Origin of the sequence: Niveibacterium microcysteis (genome assembly GCF_017161445.1) — a bacterium.
Classification (GTDB): domain Bacteria; phylum Pseudomonadota; class Gammaproteobacteria; order Burkholderiales; family Rhodocyclaceae; genus Niveibacterium; species Niveibacterium microcysteis.
In genome coordinates, this window is the sequence record NZ_CP071060.1 from 2,810,844 (window position 1) to 2,831,078 (window position 20,235).

Annotated in this window: 18 protein-coding genes; 5 read left to right on the forward strand and 13 right to left on the reverse strand. The window is 61.9% G+C overall.

Annotation, left to right across the window (positions count from 1 at the left end):
* Positions 1-12 precede the first annotated feature (12 nt).
* The 3 genes from folP to JY500_RS12760 all read right to left on the reverse strand — a co-directional run bounded on the left by folP (position 13) and on the right by JY500_RS12760 (position 3,510).
* A complete protein-coding gene (gene folP, locus JY500_RS12750) occupies positions 13-846 on the reverse strand; it encodes a dihydropteroate synthase (protein WP_206252898.1) in 834 nt (277 codons plus the stop codon).
* Positions 847-896: 50 nt separating this feature from the next.
* Positions 897-2,783: an ATP-dependent zinc metalloprotease FtsH gene (ftsH, locus tag JY500_RS12755; protein ID WP_172199010.1), complete on the reverse strand. Its 1,887-nt coding sequence runs from the start codon at positions 2,781-2,783 to the stop codon at positions 897-899.
* Positions 2,784-2,889: 106 nt separating this feature from the next.
* Positions 2,890-3,510, reverse strand: coding sequence for an RlmE family RNA methyltransferase (locus JY500_RS12760; RefSeq protein WP_206256479.1), 621 nt, complete (start codon positions 3,508-3,510; stop codon positions 2,890-2,892).
* Positions 3,511-3,545: 35 nt separating this feature from the next.
* Here JY500_RS12760 and JY500_RS12765 point away from each other — a divergent pair, with 35 nt between their 5' ends.
* Positions 3,546-4,022 carry a YhbY family RNA-binding protein gene (locus tag JY500_RS12765; RefSeq protein WP_172199004.1) on the forward strand — a complete coding sequence of 159 codons (477 nt, stop codon included), beginning with the start codon at positions 3,546-3,548 and terminating at the stop codon, positions 4,020-4,022.
* A 27-nt stretch (positions 4,023-4,049) separates the two neighbouring features.
* On the opposite strand, the gene JY500_RS12770 is transcribed toward JY500_RS12765, so the two are convergent.
* The 7 genes from JY500_RS12770 to JY500_RS12800 form a co-directional block, all read right to left on the reverse strand.
* Entirely contained in the window at positions 4,050-4,514 is a 465-nt protein-coding gene (locus JY500_RS12770; RefSeq protein WP_206252899.1) for a DUF4149 domain-containing protein, read from the reverse strand.
* Positions 4,515-4,517: 3 nt separating this feature from the next.
* On the reverse strand, positions 4,518-4,994 hold the full coding sequence (gene greA / locus JY500_RS12775; protein ID WP_172198998.1) for a transcription elongation factor GreA: 477 nt from the start codon (positions 4,992-4,994) through the stop codon (positions 4,518-4,520).
* 12 nt (positions 4,995-5,006) lie between these two features.
* Complete coding sequence (carB, locus tag JY500_RS12780) at positions 5,007-8,225, reverse strand: carbamoyl-phosphate synthase large subunit (RefSeq protein WP_172198995.1); 3,219 nt, start codon at positions 8,223-8,225, stop codon at positions 5,007-5,009.
* A gap of 53 nt (positions 8,226-8,278) precedes the next feature.
* The gene (gene carA / locus JY500_RS12785; RefSeq protein WP_206252908.1) at positions 8,279-9,424 is read right to left on the reverse strand and encodes a glutamine-hydrolyzing carbamoyl-phosphate synthase small subunit; all 1,146 of its coding nucleotides are present in this window, start codon (positions 9,422-9,424) and stop codon (positions 8,279-8,281) included.
* 176 nt (positions 9,425-9,600) lie between these two features.
* A complete protein-coding gene (locus tag JY500_RS12790) occupies positions 9,601-12,465 on the reverse strand; it encodes a hybrid sensor histidine kinase/response regulator (RefSeq protein ID WP_206252910.1) in 2,865 nt (954 codons plus the stop codon).
* Positions 12,466-12,579: 114 nt separating this feature from the next.
* Complete coding sequence (gene dapB, locus JY500_RS12795) at positions 12,580-13,383, reverse strand: 4-hydroxy-tetrahydrodipicolinate reductase (protein WP_206252911.1); 804 nt, start codon at positions 13,381-13,383, stop codon at positions 12,580-12,582.
* Positions 13,384-13,434: 51 nt separating this feature from the next.
* Positions 13,435-13,821, reverse strand: a complete 387-nt coding sequence (locus tag JY500_RS12800; RefSeq protein ID WP_246479619.1) for an outer membrane protein assembly factor BamE — start codon at positions 13,819-13,821, stop codon at positions 13,435-13,437.
* Positions 13,822-13,914: 93 nt separating this feature from the next.
* Between JY500_RS12800 and fur the strand changes: the two genes are divergently transcribed.
* Positions 13,915-14,376 carry a ferric iron uptake transcriptional regulator gene (gene fur, locus JY500_RS12805; RefSeq protein WP_172198980.1) on the forward strand — a complete coding sequence of 154 codons (462 nt, stop codon included), beginning with the start codon at positions 13,915-13,917 and terminating at the stop codon, positions 14,374-14,376.
* A gap of 55 nt (positions 14,377-14,431) precedes the next feature.
* Here the strand turns inward: fur and recN are convergent, their stop codons facing one another.
* Positions 14,432-16,099, reverse strand: a complete 1,668-nt coding sequence (gene recN / locus JY500_RS12810; RefSeq protein ID WP_206252913.1) for a DNA repair protein RecN — start codon at positions 16,097-16,099, stop codon at positions 14,432-14,434.
* A 10-nt stretch (positions 16,100-16,109) separates the two neighbouring features.
* Complete coding sequence (locus JY500_RS12815) at positions 16,110-16,994, reverse strand: NAD kinase (protein ID WP_172198974.1); 885 nt, start codon at positions 16,992-16,994, stop codon at positions 16,110-16,112.
* Between the two features lie 110 nt (positions 16,995-17,104).
* Here JY500_RS12815 and hrcA point away from each other — a divergent pair, with 110 nt between their 5' ends.
* Genes hrcA through JY500_RS12830 form a run of 3 tightly spaced genes read left to right on the forward strand, consistent with a single transcriptional unit; the run spans position 17,105 to position 19,610 of the window.
* Positions 17,105-18,154, forward strand: coding sequence for a heat-inducible transcriptional repressor HrcA (gene hrcA / locus JY500_RS12820; protein WP_172198972.1), 1,050 nt, complete (start codon positions 17,105-17,107; stop codon positions 18,152-18,154).
* 8 nt (positions 18,155-18,162) lie between these two features.
* Positions 18,163-19,260 (forward strand): ferrochelatase, encoded by a 1,098-nt coding sequence (hemH, locus tag JY500_RS12825; protein ID WP_206252915.1) that lies wholly within the window; start codon positions 18,163-18,165, stop codon positions 19,258-19,260.
* Positions 19,260-19,610 (forward strand): phage holin family protein, encoded by a 351-nt coding sequence (locus tag JY500_RS12830; protein WP_172198968.1) that lies wholly within the window; start codon positions 19,260-19,262, stop codon positions 19,608-19,610. The genes hemH and JY500_RS12830 overlap by 1 nt, the downstream gene beginning before the upstream one ends.
* A gap of 67 nt (positions 19,611-19,677) precedes the next feature.
* On the opposite strand, the gene JY500_RS12835 is transcribed toward JY500_RS12830, so the two are convergent.
* Positions 19,678-20,205 (reverse strand): AP2 domain-containing protein, encoded by a 528-nt coding sequence (locus JY500_RS12835; protein ID WP_172198966.1) that lies wholly within the window; start codon positions 20,203-20,205, stop codon positions 19,678-19,680.
* Between the last annotated feature and the right edge of the window lie 30 nt (positions 20,206-20,235).

The following is a 20,235-nucleotide window of genomic DNA, read 5'->3' on the forward strand; positions in this document are numbered from 1 at the left end:
TCAATGAATAGGCTAGCCGTTGGCCTCAAGCCCAAGTTCACGCCAAAGATTTAGCGCAGCCACCGTCTCAGCAACGTCGTGGACCCGCAAGATCGCAGCGCCGCGAGCGGCCGCCGCCACAGCAGCTACCGCGCTCGCCGTGACACGTTGATCGACCGGAAAGCCAGTGAGTTGCCCGAGCATCGTCTTGCGCGAGACACCGACAAGGACAGGCCTTATCGCTCGAAACGATTCGAGCGCGCGGAATAGCGCCAGATTGTGTTCGAGTGTCTTGCCAAAGCCAAAGCCCGGGTCAACGACAATACGATTCTGGTCAATACCTGATTGTCGAAGCGCATCGAACCGATCGCTCAAGAACGCATACACCTCGCCGACGACATCGGCGTAGACCGGTGATGTCTGCATACTTCTCGGTTGGCCCTGCATGTGCATGACGCACACGGCGCAGTTGCTTTCGGCAATCGCGTCGATCGCCCCCGGCTCGCGCAACCCGTTGATGTCATTGATCATGGACGCGCCAGCTCTGATTACAGCCTGCATGACCGACGGTTTAACCGTATCGACCGAGACTGGACAGCCGAGGGTTGCGAGGGCCTCGACAACAGGCACAACCCGGGCCAACTCCTCGTCGACCGACACTCCCAAAGACCCAGGACGGGACGATTCGCCACCAACATCCAGAATGTGAGCCCCGGCATCAATCGCGCGCTTTGCCTTGTCGACGAGCGCATCCAGCCGACCCGCCAGCCCGTCGCCGCTGAAGGAGTCTGGCGTCGCATTGATAATCGCCATCACCAGCGGACGCGCGACCGATAAGCGATAGGATCCGAGACGAATTTCGTTCATGCAAAAACTAAGGGCCGGCTTAGCCGGCCCTTTTCACTGTGGAATTCTTCTCAGGCAGGAGCCGTTGCGCTAGGTGTCGAATCGGCAGGGCCATCGGACACCGGGGGTTTCGGCTGCCCACTGGCGTGGGGCGGACGCGGCGGGCGGCCCGCCATGATGTCAGCGATCTGGTCGGAATCAATAGTCTCCCACTCCAGCAAAGCCGCCGTCATTGCCTCAACCTTATCGCGGTTGTCTTCGAGGATCTTTCTCGCCAAAGCGTACTGTTCATCGACGATCCGGCGGATCTCGGTATCCACTTTCTGAAGTGTCGCTTCCGAGAGATTCTTGTGTGTCGTGATCGACCTTCCAAGGAAGACTTCACCCTCGTTCTCGGCATAAACCATCGGTCCAAGCGCCTCGGACATCCCGTAGCGCGTCACCATGTCGCGAGCGATGCTGGTCGCACGCTCAAAATCGTTTGATGCACCAGTTGAGACGTTGCCGACGAAGATTTCTTCTGCCACGCGACCGCCAAACAGCATGCAGATCTGCGCCAGCATCTGGTCTTGATAGAGACTGAAACGGTCCATCTCCGGCAGTGACCACGTCACACCCAGTGCCCGTCCGCGTGGAATCACCGTGACTTTGTGAACCGGGTCGCAACCCGGGAGGACTGAGCCAATAATCGCGTGACCTGACTCATGGTAAGCGGTCTTCTTCTTTTCCTCCGGCAGGATCACCATGGACTTCCGTTCGGCGCCCATGAAGATCTTGTCCTTGGCGCGCTCAAAGTCATCCATGTCGACCAGGCGCTTGTTCGAGCGAGCGGCGAACAGTGCAGCCTCGTTGACAAGGTTGGCCAGATCCGCGCCCGACATGCCCGGCGTGCCCCGCGCAAGAATGTTCGCATCGACGTCAGGTGACACAGGCACCTTGCGCATGTGCACCTTGATGATCTGCTCGCGACCGCGAATGTCCGGCAGTGGAACGACGACTTGCCGGTCGAAGCGGCCTGGACGCAGCAACGCTGGATCCAGTACATCCGGACGGTTCGTTGCGGCAATCACGATGACGCCGGTCTGACCCTCAAAACCGTCCATTTCGACCAGCAACTGGTTCAGCGTCTGCTCGCGTTCATCGTTTCCGCCGCCAAGGCCCGCGCCACGCTGGCGACCAACGGCGTCGATCTCATCAATGAAGACGATGCAAGGCGCCTGCTTCTTGGCATTCTCGAACATGTCGCGAACGCGTGCGGCACCAACGCCAACAAACATTTCAACGAAGTCAGAACCGGAAATGGAGAAGAACGGCACCTTCGCCTCACCGGCGATGGCCTTGGCAAGCAGCGTCTTACCTGTACCCGGCGAACCGACCATCAGCACGCCTTTGGGAATCCGGCCACCAAGCTTTTGGAATTTCGACGGATCGCGCAGGAAGTCGACCAACTCGGCGACCTCCTCTTTTGCCTCGTCGCATCCCGCGACGTCCGCAAAGGTGATCGAATTGGTCGACTCGTCCAGCATCCGAGCGCGACTCTTGCCGAACGAGAAGGCGCCGCCTCGGCCACCGCCCTGCATCTGACGCATGAAGAAGATCCAGACGCCGATCAACAGCAGCATCGGGAACCACGAGACGAAGATGCTCATCAGGAGCGATTGCTCCTCTTCGGGCTTGGCCGTGATCTTGACGCCGTAGCGCATCAGATCGCTAACCATCCAGAGGTCCTGCGTACCCGGCGTAAAAACCGTGATCTGCTTGTTGTCCTGGGTCGTTGCACGCAGTGTGCGGCCTTCAATGGTGACCTTGGCGATCCGCCCCTGCTTGGCTTCCTCCATGAACTGGGAGTATTCCATCTGGCTTTGCGCGGTCTGCCGGCTATTGAACTGGTTGAACACGGTCATCAGCACGATGCCAATCACCAACCAGATCGCAAGATTCTTGAAAAGATTGTTCAAGTCGCTTCCTTCTCAGGCCCGAACGGGGCCACTCCCCACAGTAGACCGGATCATTCTATGACCGTTCAACGGCTGACGCCAACGCAGCCCCTGCCCGGCCGTGCAATCAGAGACGTTTCGTCTGACCAAGCAAGTACACTTCCGAGCTTCGGTCGCGTGATGCAGCCGGCTTGCGAACCTGCACCTGCGAAAAAACGCGCCCCATCGCCTTGCGGTACTCGTCGAACCCAGACCCCTGAAAGACCTTCACCAACATGTTGCCACCCGCCACCAGGTGCCGTTCGGCAAAATCAAGCGCCAGCTCGCAGAGGTAGATCGAACGCCCTTGGTCAATCGTCGCAATACCCGAGATATTGGGTGCCATGTCGGAAAGCACAAGGTCCACATGTCGACCGTTCAGACGACGAACCAGTTCGTCGAGTATCGCCTCTTCAGTAAAATCCCCCTGAATGAAGTCAACACCGCTGATGGGCTCGAAATCCAGCAAATCGAGTGCGATCACCGCGCCACCTGGCAGCACCTTGCGCGCAACCACCTGAGTCCAGCTACCCGGTGCCGCGCCGAGTTCGACCACGACTTGTCCCCGCGACAGCAGGCGATCCTTCTGATCGATCTCGGTCAGCTTAAACGCCGCACGCGAGCGAAAGCCCTCGGCCTTGGCGCGCTGCACCCAAGGGTCGTTGACATGCTCCTGCATCCATTGTTTGCTGGTCTTGGTTCGCTTCATCGCACTAAAATGCAGGTTTGCACAAGAAATTCCATATGAACACACTCACCGCAGCACAGCGTCGCGATCTTCGCGCCAAAGCGCACGGGCTCGACCCGGTCGTAAGTATTGCCGAAAAAGGGCTTGCGCCTACGGTACTCAAGGAGATCGACCGTTCGCTGACCGCGCACGAGCTGATCAAGATCCGCGTCTACGGCGACGACCGCGAGGCGCGTCAGCAATACATGGACACCATCTGCAACGAGCTTGGGTGCGCTGCCGTGCAGATGATCGGCAAGCTCCTGGTCGTCTATCGGCCGTCGCCCGAGCTCGCAGAAAAGGCAAAGACAGCAGTCAAAGCACCGGCAATTAGCCCACGCGTCACGCCACGATCCGCCGCACGCGGTGATGCTCGCACGCTTGCTCGGCCTGCGACCCGCCTGAAGAGCGGCACCATCGCGCGCAACATTGCGGGTCCGCGCGGTGGTTTGGCGCCGCGAAGTGGCGGCCGCAAACCCGGCGGCGGACGCTAAAGCGAAGTATCGCTGAGGCCTACCGCCTCAGCGACGCCCGCTTGCGGTTTCAAGCACCACCAAGGCGCCGCCAAGCGCACACTGGATCAGGTAAAGGATGCTGGATACGCCGTGCCATGCGGCGAAGCGATCGCGAACCAAGCTCTCCATCACTTCGCGCGGCATCGCCTCTGCCTTGAGCTGGGCCAGCAGAGGCTGGATACCGAAAAGACTGGCCAAGGTCAGTACCAGCATCAGCACCACCACCCAGAGCGATGCACGTTTGAAGGCCTGCCCCCCGGCATCAATGATCTGAAAGATGATCAAGAAGCAGGCGCTACCGACGCCGAGCCATGCCGCAATCGAAAACAGTCGCCCGGCAATTGCCCCGGCAATGCTGCGATCCTGCAGCGCAGAAAAGAGCGTCGGCGCAACGATGCCGCCGATGGTCCAAAGGGCACCGACCCACAGCGTCAGTGCCAGGAAGTACAGCGGCCGCCCGATCTGGTTCATGAATCAGATGTATTTGACGTCGAGGATCTCGTATTCGCGCACACCACCGGGCGCCTGGACCTCAGCCACATCGCCAGCGTACTTGCCGATCAGCGCACGCGCGATAGGCGAAGAAACCGAGATCTTGCCGCACTTAAGGTCGGCCTCGTCCTCGCCGACGATCTGGTAAGTCACCGAATCGCCGGACTCGAGGTCCTCCAGATCCACCGTTGCACCAAAAACACAACGGCCGTCGGCATCCAGCAACTTCGGATCAATGATCTGGGCCGATGAAAGCTTGCCTTCGACCTCTTTGATGCGGCCTTCGATGAAGCCTTGGCGTTCCTTGGCTGCATCGTATTCGGCGTTTTCCGACAGATCGCCATGTGAACGCGCCTCGGCGATTGCCTCGATCACGGCCGGGCGATCCACCGTTTTAAGACGCTGCAGTTCGGCGCGGAGCATTTCCGCGCCGTTAATGGTCAGTGGAACCTTGTTCATTTACGTTGCCATTCAAGCCAGTTCGGCGTGCAGAGCCTGCAGCGCGTACGGCGTCAGTTCGGACAGGTGGCGAATGCCGAGGCACGCAGCACGCGCGCCTTCGATGGTCGTCTGGATCGTGACCTTGGCAGCAAGCGCGCTGGTACGGATCGAACGCGAATCGGCGATAGCCTGGCGCTTTTCTTCGACCGTGTTGATGATCAGACTGATCTCGTTGTTCTTGATCATGTCGACGATGTGCGGACGCCCTTCGGTGACCTTGTTCACCGGCGTAACGGGAATACCCGCCGCTTCGATTGCCGCCGATGTGCCACGCGTCGCCACCAGCTTGAAGCCGAGTTCCACCAGCTCGCGAGCCACCTCAATCGCCTTCGGCCGATCCGTCAGCTTGACGCTGATGAACGCGGTACCGCCGGTGGGCAAGCGAACGCCAGCCGCCAGCTGACTCTTGACGAAGGCTTCGGCAAACGTACGGCCGACACCCATCACCTCGCCGGTCGACTTCATTTCCGGCCCGAGGATCGTATCGACGCCGGGGAACTTGGCGAACGGAAAGACGGCTTCCTTGACCGAGAAGTAAGGCGGAATAACCTCGCCCGTGACACCTTGGTCCGCCAGCGAACGTCCAGCCATGCAGCGAGCAGCAATCTTCGCCAACGGCAGCGAACAGGCCTTGGAGACGAACGGCACGGTACGGGATGCGCGCGGATTGACCTCGAGCACGTACACCACGGCGGCGTCGCCCTTGCCCTGGATCGCGAACTGCACGTTCATCAGACCGCAGACGTTGAGGCCGCGGGCCATCAGCTCGGTCTGACGACGCAGCTCATCTTGCAGCGCCTTGGACAACGTGTAGGGCGGTAGAGAGCAAGCCGAGTCGCCCGAGTGGACGCCCGCCTGTTCAATGTGCTCCATGATGCCGCCGATGATGACTTGCTTGCCGTCTGACAGCGCATCCACGTCAACCTCGGTCGCATCGTTCAGAAAGCGATCGAGCAGCACCGGCGAGTCGTTCGATACCTTCACAGCCTCACGCATGTAGCGCTCGAGGTCCTTCTGCTCGTGCACGATTTCCATCGCGCGGCCACCAAGCACGTAGGACGGGCGGACCACCAGAGGGTAGCCAATCTCGGCGGCCAGGCGGACAGCCTCCTCCGGTGCGCGGGCAGTGCGGTTAGGCGGCTGCTTCAGGCCGAGGTCGTTGAGCAGCTTCTGGAAGCGCTCGCGATCTTCCGCCGCGTCGATCATGTCCGGCGTGGTGCCGATGATCGGCACGCCATTGGCTTCGAGTTCGCGCGCCCGCTTGAGCGGGGTCTGGCCGCCAAACTGCACGATCACGCCGACGGGCTTCTCGACAGCAACGATCTCGAGGATGTCTTCCAGCGTCAGCGGTTCGAAGTACAGCCGATCAGAGGTGTCGTAGTCGGTGGAAACGGTTTCCGGGTTGCAGTTGACCATGATGGTCTCGTAGCCGTCTTCGCGCAGCGCGAGGGCGGCATGGACGCAGCAATAGTCGAACTCGATACCCTGTCCGATCCGGTTCGGCCCACCGCCCAGCACCATGATCTTCTTGCGATTGCTCGGCTGCGCCTCGCACTCGTCCTCATACGCCGAGTACATGTACGCGGTATCGGTGGCGAATTCAGCTGCGCAGGTATCGACGCGCTTGAACACCGGGCGCACGCCCAGCGTGTGACGTTGCAGGCGAACGCTGGTCTCGTCCGTGGCGAGCAGCTTCGACAGGCGACGATCCGAGAAGCCCTTGCGCTTCAGGTCGCGCAACTCGGGCGCCTGCAGCGCCTTGAGCGAACGGCCAACCAGCGACTTCTCAGTCAGCACGATGTCTTCGATCTGCGCCAGGAACCACGGGTCGATCTTGGTCAGTGCATGCACCTGATCCAGAGTCATGCCTTCGCGGAACGCCTGACCCACATACCAGATGCGCTGCGCGCCCGGGTTCGCGAGCTCGCTCTCGAGTTCCTCGCGATCGCATTCGACCTCATCCAGGCCGTAGGCGCCGGTCTCAAGACCACGCAAGGCCTTCTGGAACGACTCCTGGAAGGTGCGCCCCATCGCCATGACTTCGCCGACCGACTTCATCTGAGTCGTCAGGCGATCATTCGCAGCCGGGAACTTCTCGAATGCGAAGCGCGGAATCTTGGTAACGATGTAGTCGATCGACGGCTCGAACGATGCCGGGGTGGCGCCGCCGGTGATGTCGTTCTTCAGTTCGTCCAGCGTGAAGCCGACAGCCAGCTTCGCCGCGATCTTCGCGATCGGGAAACCGGTGGCCTTCGAGGCCAGCGCAGACGAACGCGACACGCGCGGATTCATCTCGATGACGATCAGGCGACCATCCTTCGGGTTGACCGAGAACTGCACGTTCGAACCGCCGGTGTCCACGCCAATCTCGCGCAGCACGGCGATCGACGCGTTACGCATGATCTGGTATTCGCGATCAGTGAGCGTTTGTGCCGGGGCGATCGTGATCGAATCGCCCGTGTGGACGCCCATCGGGTCGAGGTTTTCGATCGAACAAACGATGATGCAGTTGTCGTGCTTGTCGCGCACGACCTCCATCTCGTATTCCTTCCAGCCGAGCAGCGATTCTTCGATCAGCAGCTCGCGGGTCGGCGAGAGGTCGAGGCCGCGGGTGCAGATCTCGACGAACTCTTCGATGTTGTAGGCAATGCCGCCACCGGTGCCGCCCATCGTGAAGGACGGGCGGATGATCGCGGGGAAGCCGACCTTGGCCTGTACGGCCATCGCCTCTTCCATCGAGTGCGCGACGCCGGAACGGGCGGATTCCAAGCCGATCTTGGTCATCGCCTCCTTGAACTTCTGGCGATCCTCAGCCTTGTCGATGGCATCGGGTTTCGCACCGATCATCTCGACCTTGTACTTGTCGAGCACACCGTTGTGCCACAGATCCAGCGCGCAGTTCAGCGCCGTCTGGCCGCCCATCGTCGGCAGCACCGCATCCGGGCGCTCCTTTTCGATGATGCGTTCGAGCACCTGCCAGGTGATCGGCTCGATGTACGTCACATCGGCCATCTCCGGGTCGGTCATGATCGTCGCCGGGTTGGAGTTAACCAGGATGACGCGGTAACCCTCGTCACGCAGCGCCTTGCAGGCTTGCGCGCCGGAATAATCGAATTCGCAGGCCTGGCCGATCACGATCGGACCAGCGCCGATGATCAGGATGCTCTGGATGTCTGTACGCTTGGGCATGTCTCTTCACCACCGGGGCGAGGCGCGCAGCTCAGGGCTGCGCGCCGGGATAATTACTTCTTGGCTTGCTCGAGGAAGCCAACGAAACGGTCGAACAGGTAGGCCACGTCGTGCGGGCCGGGGCTCGCTTCCGGGTGCCCCTGGAAGCACAGCGCGGGACGATCCGTCCAGGCCATGCCCTGCAGGCTGCCGTCAAACAAGGACACATGGGTCACCTTGACGTTGGCCGGCAGCGTGGCCGGGTCGGCAGCAAACCCATGGTTCTGACTGGTGATCAGCACACGGCCTGAATCAAGATCCTTGACCGGATGGTTCGCGCCGTGGTGGCCGAACTTCATCTTCATGGTCTTCGCGCCGGCAGCCAACGCCATCAGCTGATGACCAAGGCAGATACCGAAGGTGGGAATCTTGCGATCGAGGAACTCACGGATCGCAGCGATGGCGTAGTCGCAAGGCTCCGGATCACCAGGGCCGTTGGAGAGGAACACACCATCCGGATTGAGGGCCAGTACCTCTGCCGCAGAGGTCTTGGCAGGCACCACGGTCAGCTTGCAGCCGCGCTCAGCGAGCATGTGCAGGATGTTGCGCTTGACGCCAAAGTCGTATGCCACGACATGGAACCGGGCCGCAGCCTGCTCGCGAAAACCTTCGCCCAGCCGCCACTCGCCGCTCGTCCATTGATAAGCCTTGTCGGTGGTCACGACCTGGGCCAGATCCATCCCAGCGAGGCCAGCAAAGGCCCGCGCCTCGGCGATAGCGGCTTCCACATCGATCGTCTCGCCTACAGCGGCGGTAACGATGCAGCCCGACTGCGCGCCCTTTTCGCGAAGAATCCGCGTGAGCTTACGGGTGTCAATCCCCGCGATCGCGACGACGCCTTCCTCCTTGAGGAAGACATCGAGCGAACGCTCGGCACGGAAGCTGGAGACACGCAGTGGCAGATCGCGCACGACCAGCCCGGCGGCATAGGTGCGACCGGCTTCGCAGTCTTCACTGTTGGCACCCGTATTGCCGATGTGCGGATGTGTCAGCGTCACGATCTGGCGGGTGTAGGAAGGGTCGGTCAGGATTTCCTGGTACCCCGTAATGGCGGTATTGAAAACCACTTCACCGACGGACTTGCCGGCGGCGCCGATCCCCTTGCCGTGAAACACCGTACCATCGGCGAGCGCGAGCAAGGCTGGGGGAAATGCTGTCACAGCGGACTCCCTGAAACTATCGCTAAATTCCGGAATTCTGAGCGGACGCCGGAACCGGCGCCGGACATGAAAAACGGGATTCGCCACATGGCGCATCCCGCTTTCAAGATCGAGAAATTGTAGCAATTACCGCCGCTTACGGCAAATCGAGCGTGCTGTCCCTAATCCAGATCAGATCACTTGGCCTGTTCGCGCCGTAGATAATTGGCCAAGCGGTCCAGCTCGGGGATCAAATCCGCCAAGCGGGCGAGCGCCTCCGGCCCTTTCGCATTACGCGCAGCAATCTCCAGCTTCAAGGCACAGTCAGCTGCCGCGGACGCACCGAAGATGCCCGCCGAGGCCTTGAGCGAATGGGCACCACGCGACAAGGCCTCCCAGTCGGATCGTTCTGCTGCACGCAGTAGTTCCGACCTGGAACGGCCATAGTCCTGCAGAAACACACCAATCAGCATCTGCACGGCGGATTCATCGCCGTCGAGCGTATCGCGTGTCTGGTTCAGATCGGCCACATCGCCGCTCGTCACGAAAGGATCCCCCTCGATCTCGGTGCGCGACCCGTCATAGTACTCGTCGCTCACCGTTTCCTGACGCACCACTCGCTTGAGCGCAGCAAACAGTTCGGCCGGCTTGAGTGGCTTGACGACATAGTCATCCATGCCGGCCTCCAGGCACCGGTTCTTGTCGGCAGGCATGGCGTGCGCCGTCATCGCGATGATCGGAATCGACTCAAGCAGCCCGGTGCCCGCCCAACTCCTGCGCGCCTCACGTGCCCGGATCGCGCGGGTCGCTTCAATTCCACCCATGACGGGCATTTGCACATCCATCAGGATGACGTCAAAGCGCCCATCGCGATCGAAGTACTCGACCGCCTCGGCGCCGTTGTTCGCCAGCACCACCCTGTGCCCTGCCCGCTCCAGCACTTTCTGCGCAACCGCCTGATTGACCGGGTTATCCTCGACCAGCAAGACATCCAGCGGCTCGGCGATCGCCTCGGTTGCAGCACGCGCCGCAACAAGATCGAACTCTGCCAGCGAGAAGCCGCTACCAGCATCCACCCCGAACGCGAGCAACGCGGCATCAACTAGATCGCGGCGCGAGAACGGTTTGACGAGGTGGGCCCGCGTGCCTAACCGCCGGCAACGGTCGGCATCCTCACGCTGATTGGGCGTATTGAGGAGCATGACGATGCGCTCACACGACGCACCAAGGTCGAAGAATCGCGAAGGCAGCGAAAACCCGCCGGGCTCTCCCAAGCCTGCATCGACCAGCAGCAGGTCGTAGTAGCCCCCCGCCTCGGCGGCCGCTTTCAATGCAGCCTCAGCCGACTCGACGGAATCGACCCAAACCACCGGCAAGCCGGCCGCACCCAGCCAGCCATGTATCCGCTGCGCCAAGGTCCGATTTTCAAGCGCCAGCAGCGCGCGACGGCCTGCAAACTCGGGCCGGCAGGTAAGAGGCGCCGGGTCTTCGAGCACCTCGGCGCGTAGCGTGAATCGGAAGCAGCTCCCCTTCTCGGGGGTACTTTCGACCCAGATTCGCCCGTCCATCAACTCGACGAGGCGTCGGCAGATTGCCAGACCGAGGCCGGTCCCCCCGAAGCGACGGGTGGTCGACGTATCAGCCTGCGAGAAGACGTCAAAGATGGCGCCATGTTTTTCGGCAGGAATACCGATACCCGTATCCCGGACAGAAAACTCGATCCGCGCAAAAGCGCCGTCGCGCTCAAGCACTCGGACGCCGACCTCGACTTCGCCGTGCTCGGTAAATTTGACGGCGTTGCCGATCAGGTTCAGCAACACCTGCCGCACACGCCCCGGATCACCCTTGAGCCGCACGGGCACGTCGTCGTCGATGCTGGCGATCAGCTCCAGGCCCTTCTGGTGGGCGCGTAGCGCAAGCGCCTTGATCGAATCCGCCACGGTGTTGAACAGCGCGTAGTCGATCAGCTCCAGATCCATCCGCCCAGCCTCGATCTTGGAGAAGTCGAGGATGTCGTTGATGATTGTCAGCAGGGCCTCGCCAGAGGACTTCACCGTTTCAAGGTAGCCGCGCTGCTCGGAATCGAGGTCGGTATCGAGCGCTAGCTCCGTCATGCCGATGATGCCGTTCATCGGCGTGCGGATCTCATGGCTCATGTTGGCCAGAAAATCGCTCTTTGCGCGATTGGCCGCCTCTGCCGCTTCTTTGGCATTCAGCAGTTCGAGCTCGAAACGTTTGCGCTCGGTGATGTCGCGATGGGTACCGACCAGACGCAAGGCCTTGCCCTGCGCATCGCGCTTGACCACCTTGCCACGGGCGAGAATCCATTTCCAGTCGCCGCGCTGCGTCCGCATGCGGAACTCGCAATCGTAGTCCGTGGCGACGCCTGTCACGTTGTCGTCCAAACGCGCCCGCATCAGCGGAAGATCGTCGGGATGTACCAATGACTGCCATCCTTCGACGGTCGGAGATACATCGTCGAGCGACAGACCCAGCATCGCGGCCCACTGCGCACTGAAATGCACCGCCCCGGCGGCGACATCCCAATCCCATATGCCGTCTTCGGAACTGTCCAGCGCGAGCTTCAACCGCTCTTCGCTGACACCGACCAGCAAGGAGGATTCGCGACGTTCGCTGACGAGCGCCGACAAGGACTGCGACAGCTCGTCGGCCGCCAGGCGCTCAACCGCCTCTTCGCCGCGTCGATCACCCAGGCCGCGCAGCGCATCCCGCAGGGCATTCAAGACCGCCTGCTGGGCGTCGCATTGCTTGCGTAATCGGGCGTTCTCGTTCGACAACGTCGAGCCCGCCCCCACCTCGGAGACCGGCTGCGCGGTGAGCCTTTGTTCGTAGCGGCGGTAAGCACCACCAACCATCGACAGCAGATCCGCCAGCGCTACCGCAAGCTGATCCGGCCGCCAAGGCTGCCTTGCGATGGCCGTGAGCAAACCGGCGGGAGAGTCAACGCCGAAAGCGCGTTTCAGTTGGTCGGCCAGCAATTCGCCAGCCGGGAGCTCGGTGGAACTGGAGTTACGATCGTCGCCAGGTTGTGTGGCTTGCATTCGGTCGTACCGTAGGAAGAGCTTGGGCCAGAGTTAGCACATCACCCGCACAGCGTACCTGAAGCGTCGACCCGATCGCCAATGGCTTTTGCTAAGCCATAGTTAGCGAACGCCCTACTTCAGCCCAAGCACGTCCTGCATGTCGTAGAGCCCAGCCTTGCGGCCCTTCAGGAATGCGGCGGCACGCAAGGCGCCAAGCGCATAGGGCATGCGGCTGGAGGCCTTGTGGGTAATCTCGACCCGCTCACCGAGTCCGGCGAACAGCACGGTGTGGTCGCCAACGATGTCACCACCGCGCACCGTGGCAAAACCAATCTGCTGCGCCGGGCGCTCGCCGGTAACACCTTCACGGCCATACACGGCACAGGCCTCAAGGTCGCGCCCGACCGCGTTGGCCACCACCTCGCCCATGCGCAGCGCGGTGCCGGAAGGCGCATCGATCTTGTGCCGGTGATGAGCCTCGATGATCTCGATGTCGTAGCCGCTCGCCAGGATCCGTGCAGCGACGTCCAGCAGGCGGAAGACGGCGTTGACGCCAACGGCCATGTTCGGCGCGAACACCACGGGAATCGTCTCGGCCGCGCGGGCGATGGCCTCCTTGCCGGCTGCATCGAAACCAGTGGTACCAATGATCATTGCCTTGCCCGCAACGCGCGCCGCCTCAAGGTGGCGCAAGGTGCCTTCCGGGCGGGTGAAATCGATCAAGCAATCAGCCACGTCGAACGCAGCGGCAACATCCGAGCTAATCGCCACCGACTGGCCAATACCGACCAATTCACCAGCGTCACGCCCAAGAAAGGGGCTATCCGGCAGATCAAGCGCCGCGGCCAGCGCACACGCCGGATCCCGCAAAGTGGCCTCGATCAGCATCCGGCCCATGCGTCCGGACGCACCGGCGATCGCGACGTTGACGGTCATGCTCAATCCTCGAAAGACGATTCGTTGCTGCGATTGGTGGGTATGGCAGGCTTACTTCTTGCGCGGCTCGATTTCGATCAGGCGATTCTGTCCGTCATCGTTGGGCGGCGCCGGCTGGATGTCGCCATCCCAGCGGGCAAGCTTTCCGTCGACGAAGTAAACCGAGAACACCTTGCGATCAACCGACGAGCTGCGACCGGAGCGGAACTCATACGGATAGTCCCAGCGATCCGCATGGAACGGATCATTCAGCAACGGGGTGCCAAGAATGAAACGCACTTGCTCAGGCGTCATGCCGGTCTTCAGACGACCGACCATTTCGCCGGTGATGGACATGCCTTGCCGGACGTCGACCCGATACGGGCGCAGCCATTCGCAACCGCTCGTCAAGGGGATCAGGCAAAACAGGGAGAGCAGTACGGCAGAGCGAAAACTCAAGCGCGGCATGGATTCGACGGAGCGAGTCGCGTTTTCAAATGGAGCGTCAGACTATATCATAAGGGTCTGAACCGACCCCCGTGCCAGGCCTCCATGACCAATTCCCAAAGTCTCAAGAGCATGGGTCTCAAAGCCACTCTGCCCCGGCTCAAGATCCTGGAACTCTTTCAGCGTACCGATCAGCGTCACCTCACCGCGGAGGACGTCTATCGCATGCTGATGGCCGAGAACATGGATATCGGGCTTGCGACGGTGTATCGCGTTCTGACGCAGTTCGAACAGGCGGGTTTGCTCGAGCGCCATCACTTTGAATCCGCGAAAGCGGTATTTGAACTGAACCACGGCCAGCATCACGACCATCTTGTCTGCATGCAATGCGGACGCGTCGAAGAGTTCTACGATGCCGACATCGAAGAGAAGCAGAACCGCATCGCCAGCGACCGCGGTTTCAAGGTGCGTGAGCATGCGCTTCACCTGTATGTCGACTGCCTCAAGGACGATTGTCCGCACAAGCGGAACATGCCGCCCGCGTTCCCGCTGAACGCCAACGAGTAAAGAAAAACGGCGCCCTCGGGCGCCGTTTTTATTCAGGCTGTGCTCGGCGACGCGATCACCCCGTCGTTGCCTCGAAGCCCAGCATCTCAGCCGCATGGGTTCGCGTCGTTTCGGTAATCCGCTCACCGCCCAGCATTCGGGCGATTTCATCGATACGGGCGGCGGCATCCAGCACTTGAACGCGGGAGTATGTCGCCCCGTCGCGCGACTCCTTGGAAATCTGCCACTGCCAATCCGCCCGCGCGGCAACCTGTGGCAGGTGGGTCACACACAGCACCTGGCAACGCCTGCCAAGCTCGCTGAGGCGCCGCCCGACCACCTCGGCGACACGCCCGCCGATACCGACATCCACTTCGTCGAAAACGAGCGTCGGCACCGCTTGCGCCTCACTGGCGATCACCTGGATCGCCAGCCCGATCCGGGAAAGCTCGCCACCCGACGCCACTTTCGCAAGCGGGCGGGGTTCCTGATGCGGATTTGCCGCAACCAGGAACTCAACCACTTCCTGACCGTGCGCACCGCCGGACGGCGCTTCAGCAAGCCGAATCTCGAACCGGCCTCCGGCCATCGCAAGATCTTGCATCGCTTCGGTGACGCTTGAGCCAAGCGACGCGGCCGCGACGCGCCGGCGCTCACTGAGCTCGGCAGCCAGCGTGTGGTATGCAGTGCGCGCATCCGACTCTGCCAACGCGAGCGCATCGAGGTCGCTCGCCCGTTCAATCAGGGCAAGGCGTTCGCCCCATTCCGCCTCAAGAGCAGGGATCCCCTCCGGCGCCACGCGATACTTGCGCGCAAACTGCGTGACCGCCGCAATGCGCCGCTCGCATTCGGCCAGCGCTTCCGGATCGAGCTCCATTCGGTCGCGATAGCGTCGAAGCTCGGCCACCGCCTCACCAAGTGCGATACCCGCGCCATCAAGCAATTCGGCGACCGGCGTGAGATGGCCGTCAAACCGGGCCAACTCCGCCATGCGGGCGGCGAGCCGTTCGACCTCGGTCGCGATCGCCAGCTCACCCTCGTCCAAGGCGTCCAGCGCAGCGCCCGCACCCTCGATCAAGCCCGCGGCGTGCGACAAGCGTTGATGGTCCGCATTGGTTTGCTGCCATTCGGCTTGGACGAATGCGAGCGTGCGCGCTTCACTCAATTGCCATTCGAGCATCTCGCGCTCGCGCGCGGTAGCCTCGCCTTCGGCTTCAGCAGTTTCGAGCGCACGAACCGCCGCTTGCCAGGCCCGCCAGGCCGCCGACACCTCCTTGGCCAAGGCCGTTGCGCCGGCATGCGTATCGAGCAGCTCTCGCTGCGCGTCGCCTCGCAGCAAGGCATGGTGCGCGTGCTGACCGTGAATATCGGCCAGCAGTTCGCCAAGCGATTTGAGCTGCGCCGCCGTGACGGGCGATCCGTTCACATAGCAACGCGAACGGCCCCCTCCATCGACTACGCGACGGACCAGAACCTCGGTATCGGCCTCAAGGTCGTTCTCGTTTAGCCAGGCAGCAACCGGGCCCACCGGTGCGCAATCGAACATGCCTGAGATTTCGGCGCGCTCACAGCCCGCCCGAACCATGGCGCTATCGGCGCGATCGCCAAGCAGCAGCGACAGCGCATCCAGCAGAATCGATTTGCCCGCCCCGGTTTCGCCTGTGAGCACACCGAAGCCGGGCGCGAATTCGAGGTCGAGTTGATCGACCAGGACAAAGTCTCGGATCGTCAGACGACGTAACACGGTAAGTCCTTCAGGGAAGTCGTGGCGCAGCGCTCCAGTGGAGCTTTTGGCGCAGGATGGAGTAGTAGCTGTAACCGGGCGGGTGCAACAGGGTCACGACGTGATCTGAACGCCAGATGCGTATCCGATCGCCGGCGCGGGCATCGAAGCGCGCCTGCCCATCGAAATGCACGCGCGCGTCATGCGGTGGCTGCACCACGATTTCGATTCGGCAATCGTCCGACACGGTAATCGGCCGGTGAGTCAGCGCATGCGGACACAAAGGAACCAGGGCGATACCCGTCACGCCCGGGTGAAGAATGGGGCCGTTGGCAGACATGGCATATGCCGTGGACCCGGTGGGTGTACACACGATGATGCCATCTGATCTCTGGTGATAGACAAACTCGCCGTCGAGATGCAGTTCGAACTCGATCATGCGACCGATCTCGCCCTTGCTGACCACCGCATCGTTCAGCGCCATGGTGTGGAACACGCGATCGCCCGCGCGCACGACTTCTGCCTCAAGCAGCATCCGGGTGTCGTGCCGCGCACGGCCAGCGAGGATCGCGCCGACGTGCTCGAACATGTCTTCGCGCGGAATATCGGTGAGAAAGCCGAGGCGCCCCTGGTTGACACCGACCAGCGGCACAGCATGGCTCGCGAGTCGCCGCGCCGCGGTCAGCAGCGTTCCGTCGCCGCCCAGCACGATGGCAAGATCTGCCTTGGCACCGATCTCGTCAAACGCCGCAACGCGGAATTCACCGCCAATGCCGGTAGCGCTCGCGGTACCCTGTTCAATCAGCACTTCACAGGCGCGCTCGCGCAGGAACAGCGCAAGGCGAAGCACCGCGTCCGACACTTCCGGACTCTGGTACTTTCCAATGAGCGCGATCGTCTTGAAACCGTTCTGCATGGCACCCATTTAACCACAAGGCGCACTGCGGCTGCCGCAAGCACGGCGCGCCTCCGGATCGATAGCGCCGACGCGTTGCGATCGTGCTTTTTTTCCCTAGAATGGCCGACATGGAATCACGCCCCGCCAATCAGCCACTCGACCAGCGTGCGCAGATCCTGTTGAAGACGCTGGTCGAGCGGTACATTGCAGACGGCCAGCCGGTCGGCTCGCGCGCATTGTCGCGCTCGTCGGGGCTTGAGCTATCGCCCGCCACGATCCGCAACGTCATGGCCGACCTCGAAGAGTTCGGCCTCGTTACGTCGCCGCATACCTCCGCCGGCCGGGTGCCAACCGCCAAGGGCTATCGCCTGTTTGTGGACAGCCTGCTCACGGTGCAACCGCTGCAGCAAGCGCAACTGCTTGAGCTGGAACACCATTTACAGCCCGACCAGCCGCAGCGAGTGATCAGCACCGCGTCACACCTGCTATCCGAACTCACCCGCTTTGCTGGCGTGGTGGTGACGGCCCGCAAGGAAGCCACGCGCATCCGGCAATTGGAGTTTGTCGGCCTGTCGGAACGCCGCATCCTGCTGATCATCGTGACGCAGAACGGGGATGTGCAGAACCGCATCCTGATGACGCAGCGGCCTTACACCGGCGATGAACTAGTGCGCGCCACCAACTTCCTCAACCAGAACTTCGCCGGCCTCGAATTCGACGAGATTCGCGAGCGTGTGCGCGCCGAGCTGGTCCAGTTGCGTGAGGACATGTCGGAGCTGATGTCCGCAGCGATCACCGCGGGGCAGGATGCAATCTCCGAGACGAACGCGTCCTCCTATGTGCTGAGCGGCGAGCGCAACCTGCTGGAAGTCGAGGACCTGTCGTCCAACATGGCGCGTCTGCGCGACCTGTTCCGGCTGTTCGAACACAAGACCGGGCTGCTGCAGCTGCTTGAGGTGTCGCGCGATGCACAGGGTGTTCAGATTTTCATTGGCGGCGAATCCGGCATTGCATCGCTCGACGATTGCACCGTCGTCACCGCCCCCTACAAGGTCGATGGGCAGGTGGTCGGCTCACTCGGCGTAATCGGCCCGACCCGGATGGCCTATGAGCGCGTGATCCCGATCGTCGACATCACCGCGCGCCTGCTCTCGAGCGCCCTCACCCCGCAGAACTGAGCCCATTGATGCCCCGCTTCAAACCCGAACCGCCCTTCCGGCATGGCACGGCCCCGAAGGTCGGCGTACTGCTGGTCAACCTCGGCACGCCGGATGCGCCGACGCCGAGCGCCCTACGTCGCTACCTGAAGGAGTTCCTGTCGGATCCGCGTGTCGTTGAAATTCCGCGTCTGGTTTGGTGGCCGATCCTCAACGGCATCATTCTGAATACGCGACCAAAGAAGTCAGCACTGAAGTATGCAAGTGTGTGGGACCGCGATGGCTCACCGCTGGCGGTGCACACGCAGCGCCAGGCAAAGCTGCTGCGTGGCTACCTTGGCCAGAATCGGCAGCAGCCGATCGAAGTGTTGCATGCGATGCGCTACGGCAACCCGTCGATGCCTGCACAGCTCGATGCCATGCGCGCCGCCGGCTGTACCCGCATCCTCGTTGTGCCGCTCTACCCGCAATACGCCGGCAGCACCACCGGGTCGGTCGCAGACGCCCTCGCGAGCTGGATGCAGGGCTGTCGCAACTTGCCTGAGCTACGGCTCGTGCGCGCCTTCGCGGACGACGACGCCTATGTCGCCGCGCTGGCTGCCAGCGTGCGAGAGCACTGGCAGCGCAGTGGCCGGGCTGAACGGTTGGTCATGAGTTTTCATGGCGTGCCGCGCTACACGCTCGATCGCGGCGACCCGTATCACTGCGAATGCCACAAGACGGCTCGGCGCCTCGCAGAAGCCCTCGCACTCAAGCCAGAGGACTACGTGCTGACCTTCCAGTCACGCTTTGGTCGCGCCGAGTGGCTGCAGCCTTACACCGAGCCAACGCTTCAAGCGCTGGCAAAAGCCGGCGTCAAGAAGGTGGATGTAATCTGCCCCGGCTTTGTTTCCGACTGCCTTGAAACACTCGAAGAGATCGCGATGGAATGCAAACACGCGTTCATCGCGGCGGGGGGCGAGCAATTTGGCTATGTGCCCTGCCTTAACGAACGGGACGACTGGATCCGAGCGCTGGTCGCCCTCGTAGAGCGTCAGGCCGGCGACTGGCTGGCCGCACCCGCTACCGACCCGACGCAACTGGCGTTAGCCGCGCAACGCGCGGCCAAACTTGGAGCGCAAAACTGATGCTGAATCGACTTGCCATCTGGGCTCTGAACACCGTTGCGCTGATGCTCGTGCCCGAAGTGGTCACCAGCATTACCGTGAGCAGTTGGACAGCCGCCCTGCTCTTCGCGCTGCTGCTCGGCCTGGTGAACGCTTCAATCAAACCCTTGTTGCTGCTGATCACGCTTCCGATCAGCGTGCTTACACTCGGGATCTTTGCGCTGATCATCAACGCGCTGGCTTTCTGGGCCGTCGCGGGGCTGATCGGCGGCATCGTGGTACCCACATTCTGGTCGGCCTTCTGGGGCGCACTGCTCTACAGCGTGCTGTGCACCTTGGTCAGCATGGCGGTTTCCGAACCTCGCCGCTGATCGTCCCCCAAAAAAAGAGAACGCCCGCATCTGCGGGCGTTCTTGTTTTGCACTAACTGCGACTGAATCAGGCGCCGCGGCGGGCCCCTTCGCTCGCTGCAGCACGGCGACGAGCGGGTTTGCGCCGCACGGCGCCCGGGTCGAACTCCCCTTCCAGCTTCTTCAGGGCGTCCTTGCGTGCTTTCAGCGCCATCTTGAAAGCACCGTCCTCGCCGTATTTCTTCACTGAGAACTTCACCCGTTTGCGACGCCCGTCCGGCAGTGGCCAGGAGGCCACCCAGAACCAACGTTGCTTCTCTTCCGGCATATCACGCGTTTCCGAGGCGCAGTATCGGCAGACGCCGACCACGCCAGATCGGTTGTTTTTCTTGACGATGTTTGAGTATTCACGCATCGAGAACGGCGGGTGCTTGGCGATCACCTCGTCGCGATACGCCTTTGCGGCATTGAAGGACTTGGTCTTGCCGCCGTGCACGCCATCGCTGAAGTGCTTGCGGTAGATCACCCCTCGCCGCTGGATGGTCACCAGCCAGCCATGGGTGCGGCTGACCTCGTTGTCCACCCGGCTGATCCCATAAACGCTGCTTCGGGCCACGACATTCCTCCATTGGGTTGCATCTACTAC

Excerpts from the sequence above, each read along its gene's own strand:
- folP (WP_206252898.1), bottom strand. The coding sequence starts at position 846 with ATGAACGAAATTCGTCTCGGATCCTATCGCTTATCGGTCGCGCGTCCG.
- JY500_RS12760 (WP_206256479.1), bottom strand. The coding sequence starts at position 3,510 with ATGAAGCGAACCAAGACCAGCAAACAATGGATGCAGGAGCATGTCAAC.
- JY500_RS12765 (WP_172199004.1), top strand. The coding sequence starts at position 3,546 with ATGAACACACTCACCGCAGCACAGCGTCGCGATCTTCGCGCCAAAGCG.
- JY500_RS12770 (WP_206252899.1), bottom strand. The coding sequence starts at position 4,514 with ATGAACCAGATCGGGCGGCCGCTGTACTTCCTGGCACTGACGCTGTGG.
- greA (WP_172198998.1), bottom strand. The coding sequence starts at position 4,994 with ATGAACAAGGTTCCACTGACCATTAACGGCGCGGAAATGCTCCGCGCC.
- carB (WP_172198995.1), bottom strand. The coding sequence starts at position 8,225 with ATGCCCAAGCGTACAGACATCCAGAGCATCCTGATCATCGGCGCTGGT.
- JY500_RS12790 (WP_206252910.1), bottom strand. The coding sequence starts at position 12,465 with ATGCAAGCCACACAACCTGGCGACGATCGTAACTCCAGTTCCACCGAG.
- dapB (WP_206252911.1), bottom strand. The coding sequence starts at position 13,383 with ATGACCGTCAACGTCGCGATCGCCGGTGCGTCCGGACGCATGGGCCGG.
- fur (WP_172198980.1), top strand. The coding sequence starts at position 13,915 with ATGACCAATTCCCAAAGTCTCAAGAGCATGGGTCTCAAAGCCACTCTG.
- JY500_RS12815 (WP_172198974.1), bottom strand. The coding sequence starts at position 16,994 with ATGCAGAACGGTTTCAAGACGATCGCGCTCATTGGAAAGTACCAGAGT.
- hrcA (WP_172198972.1), top strand. The coding sequence starts at position 17,105 with ATGGAATCACGCCCCGCCAATCAGCCACTCGACCAGCGTGCGCAGATC.
- hemH (WP_206252915.1), top strand. The coding sequence starts at position 18,163 with ATGCCCCGCTTCAAACCCGAACCGCCCTTCCGGCATGGCACGGCCCCG.
- JY500_RS12830 (WP_172198968.1), top strand. The coding sequence starts at position 19,260 with ATGCTGAATCGACTTGCCATCTGGGCTCTGAACACCGTTGCGCTGATG.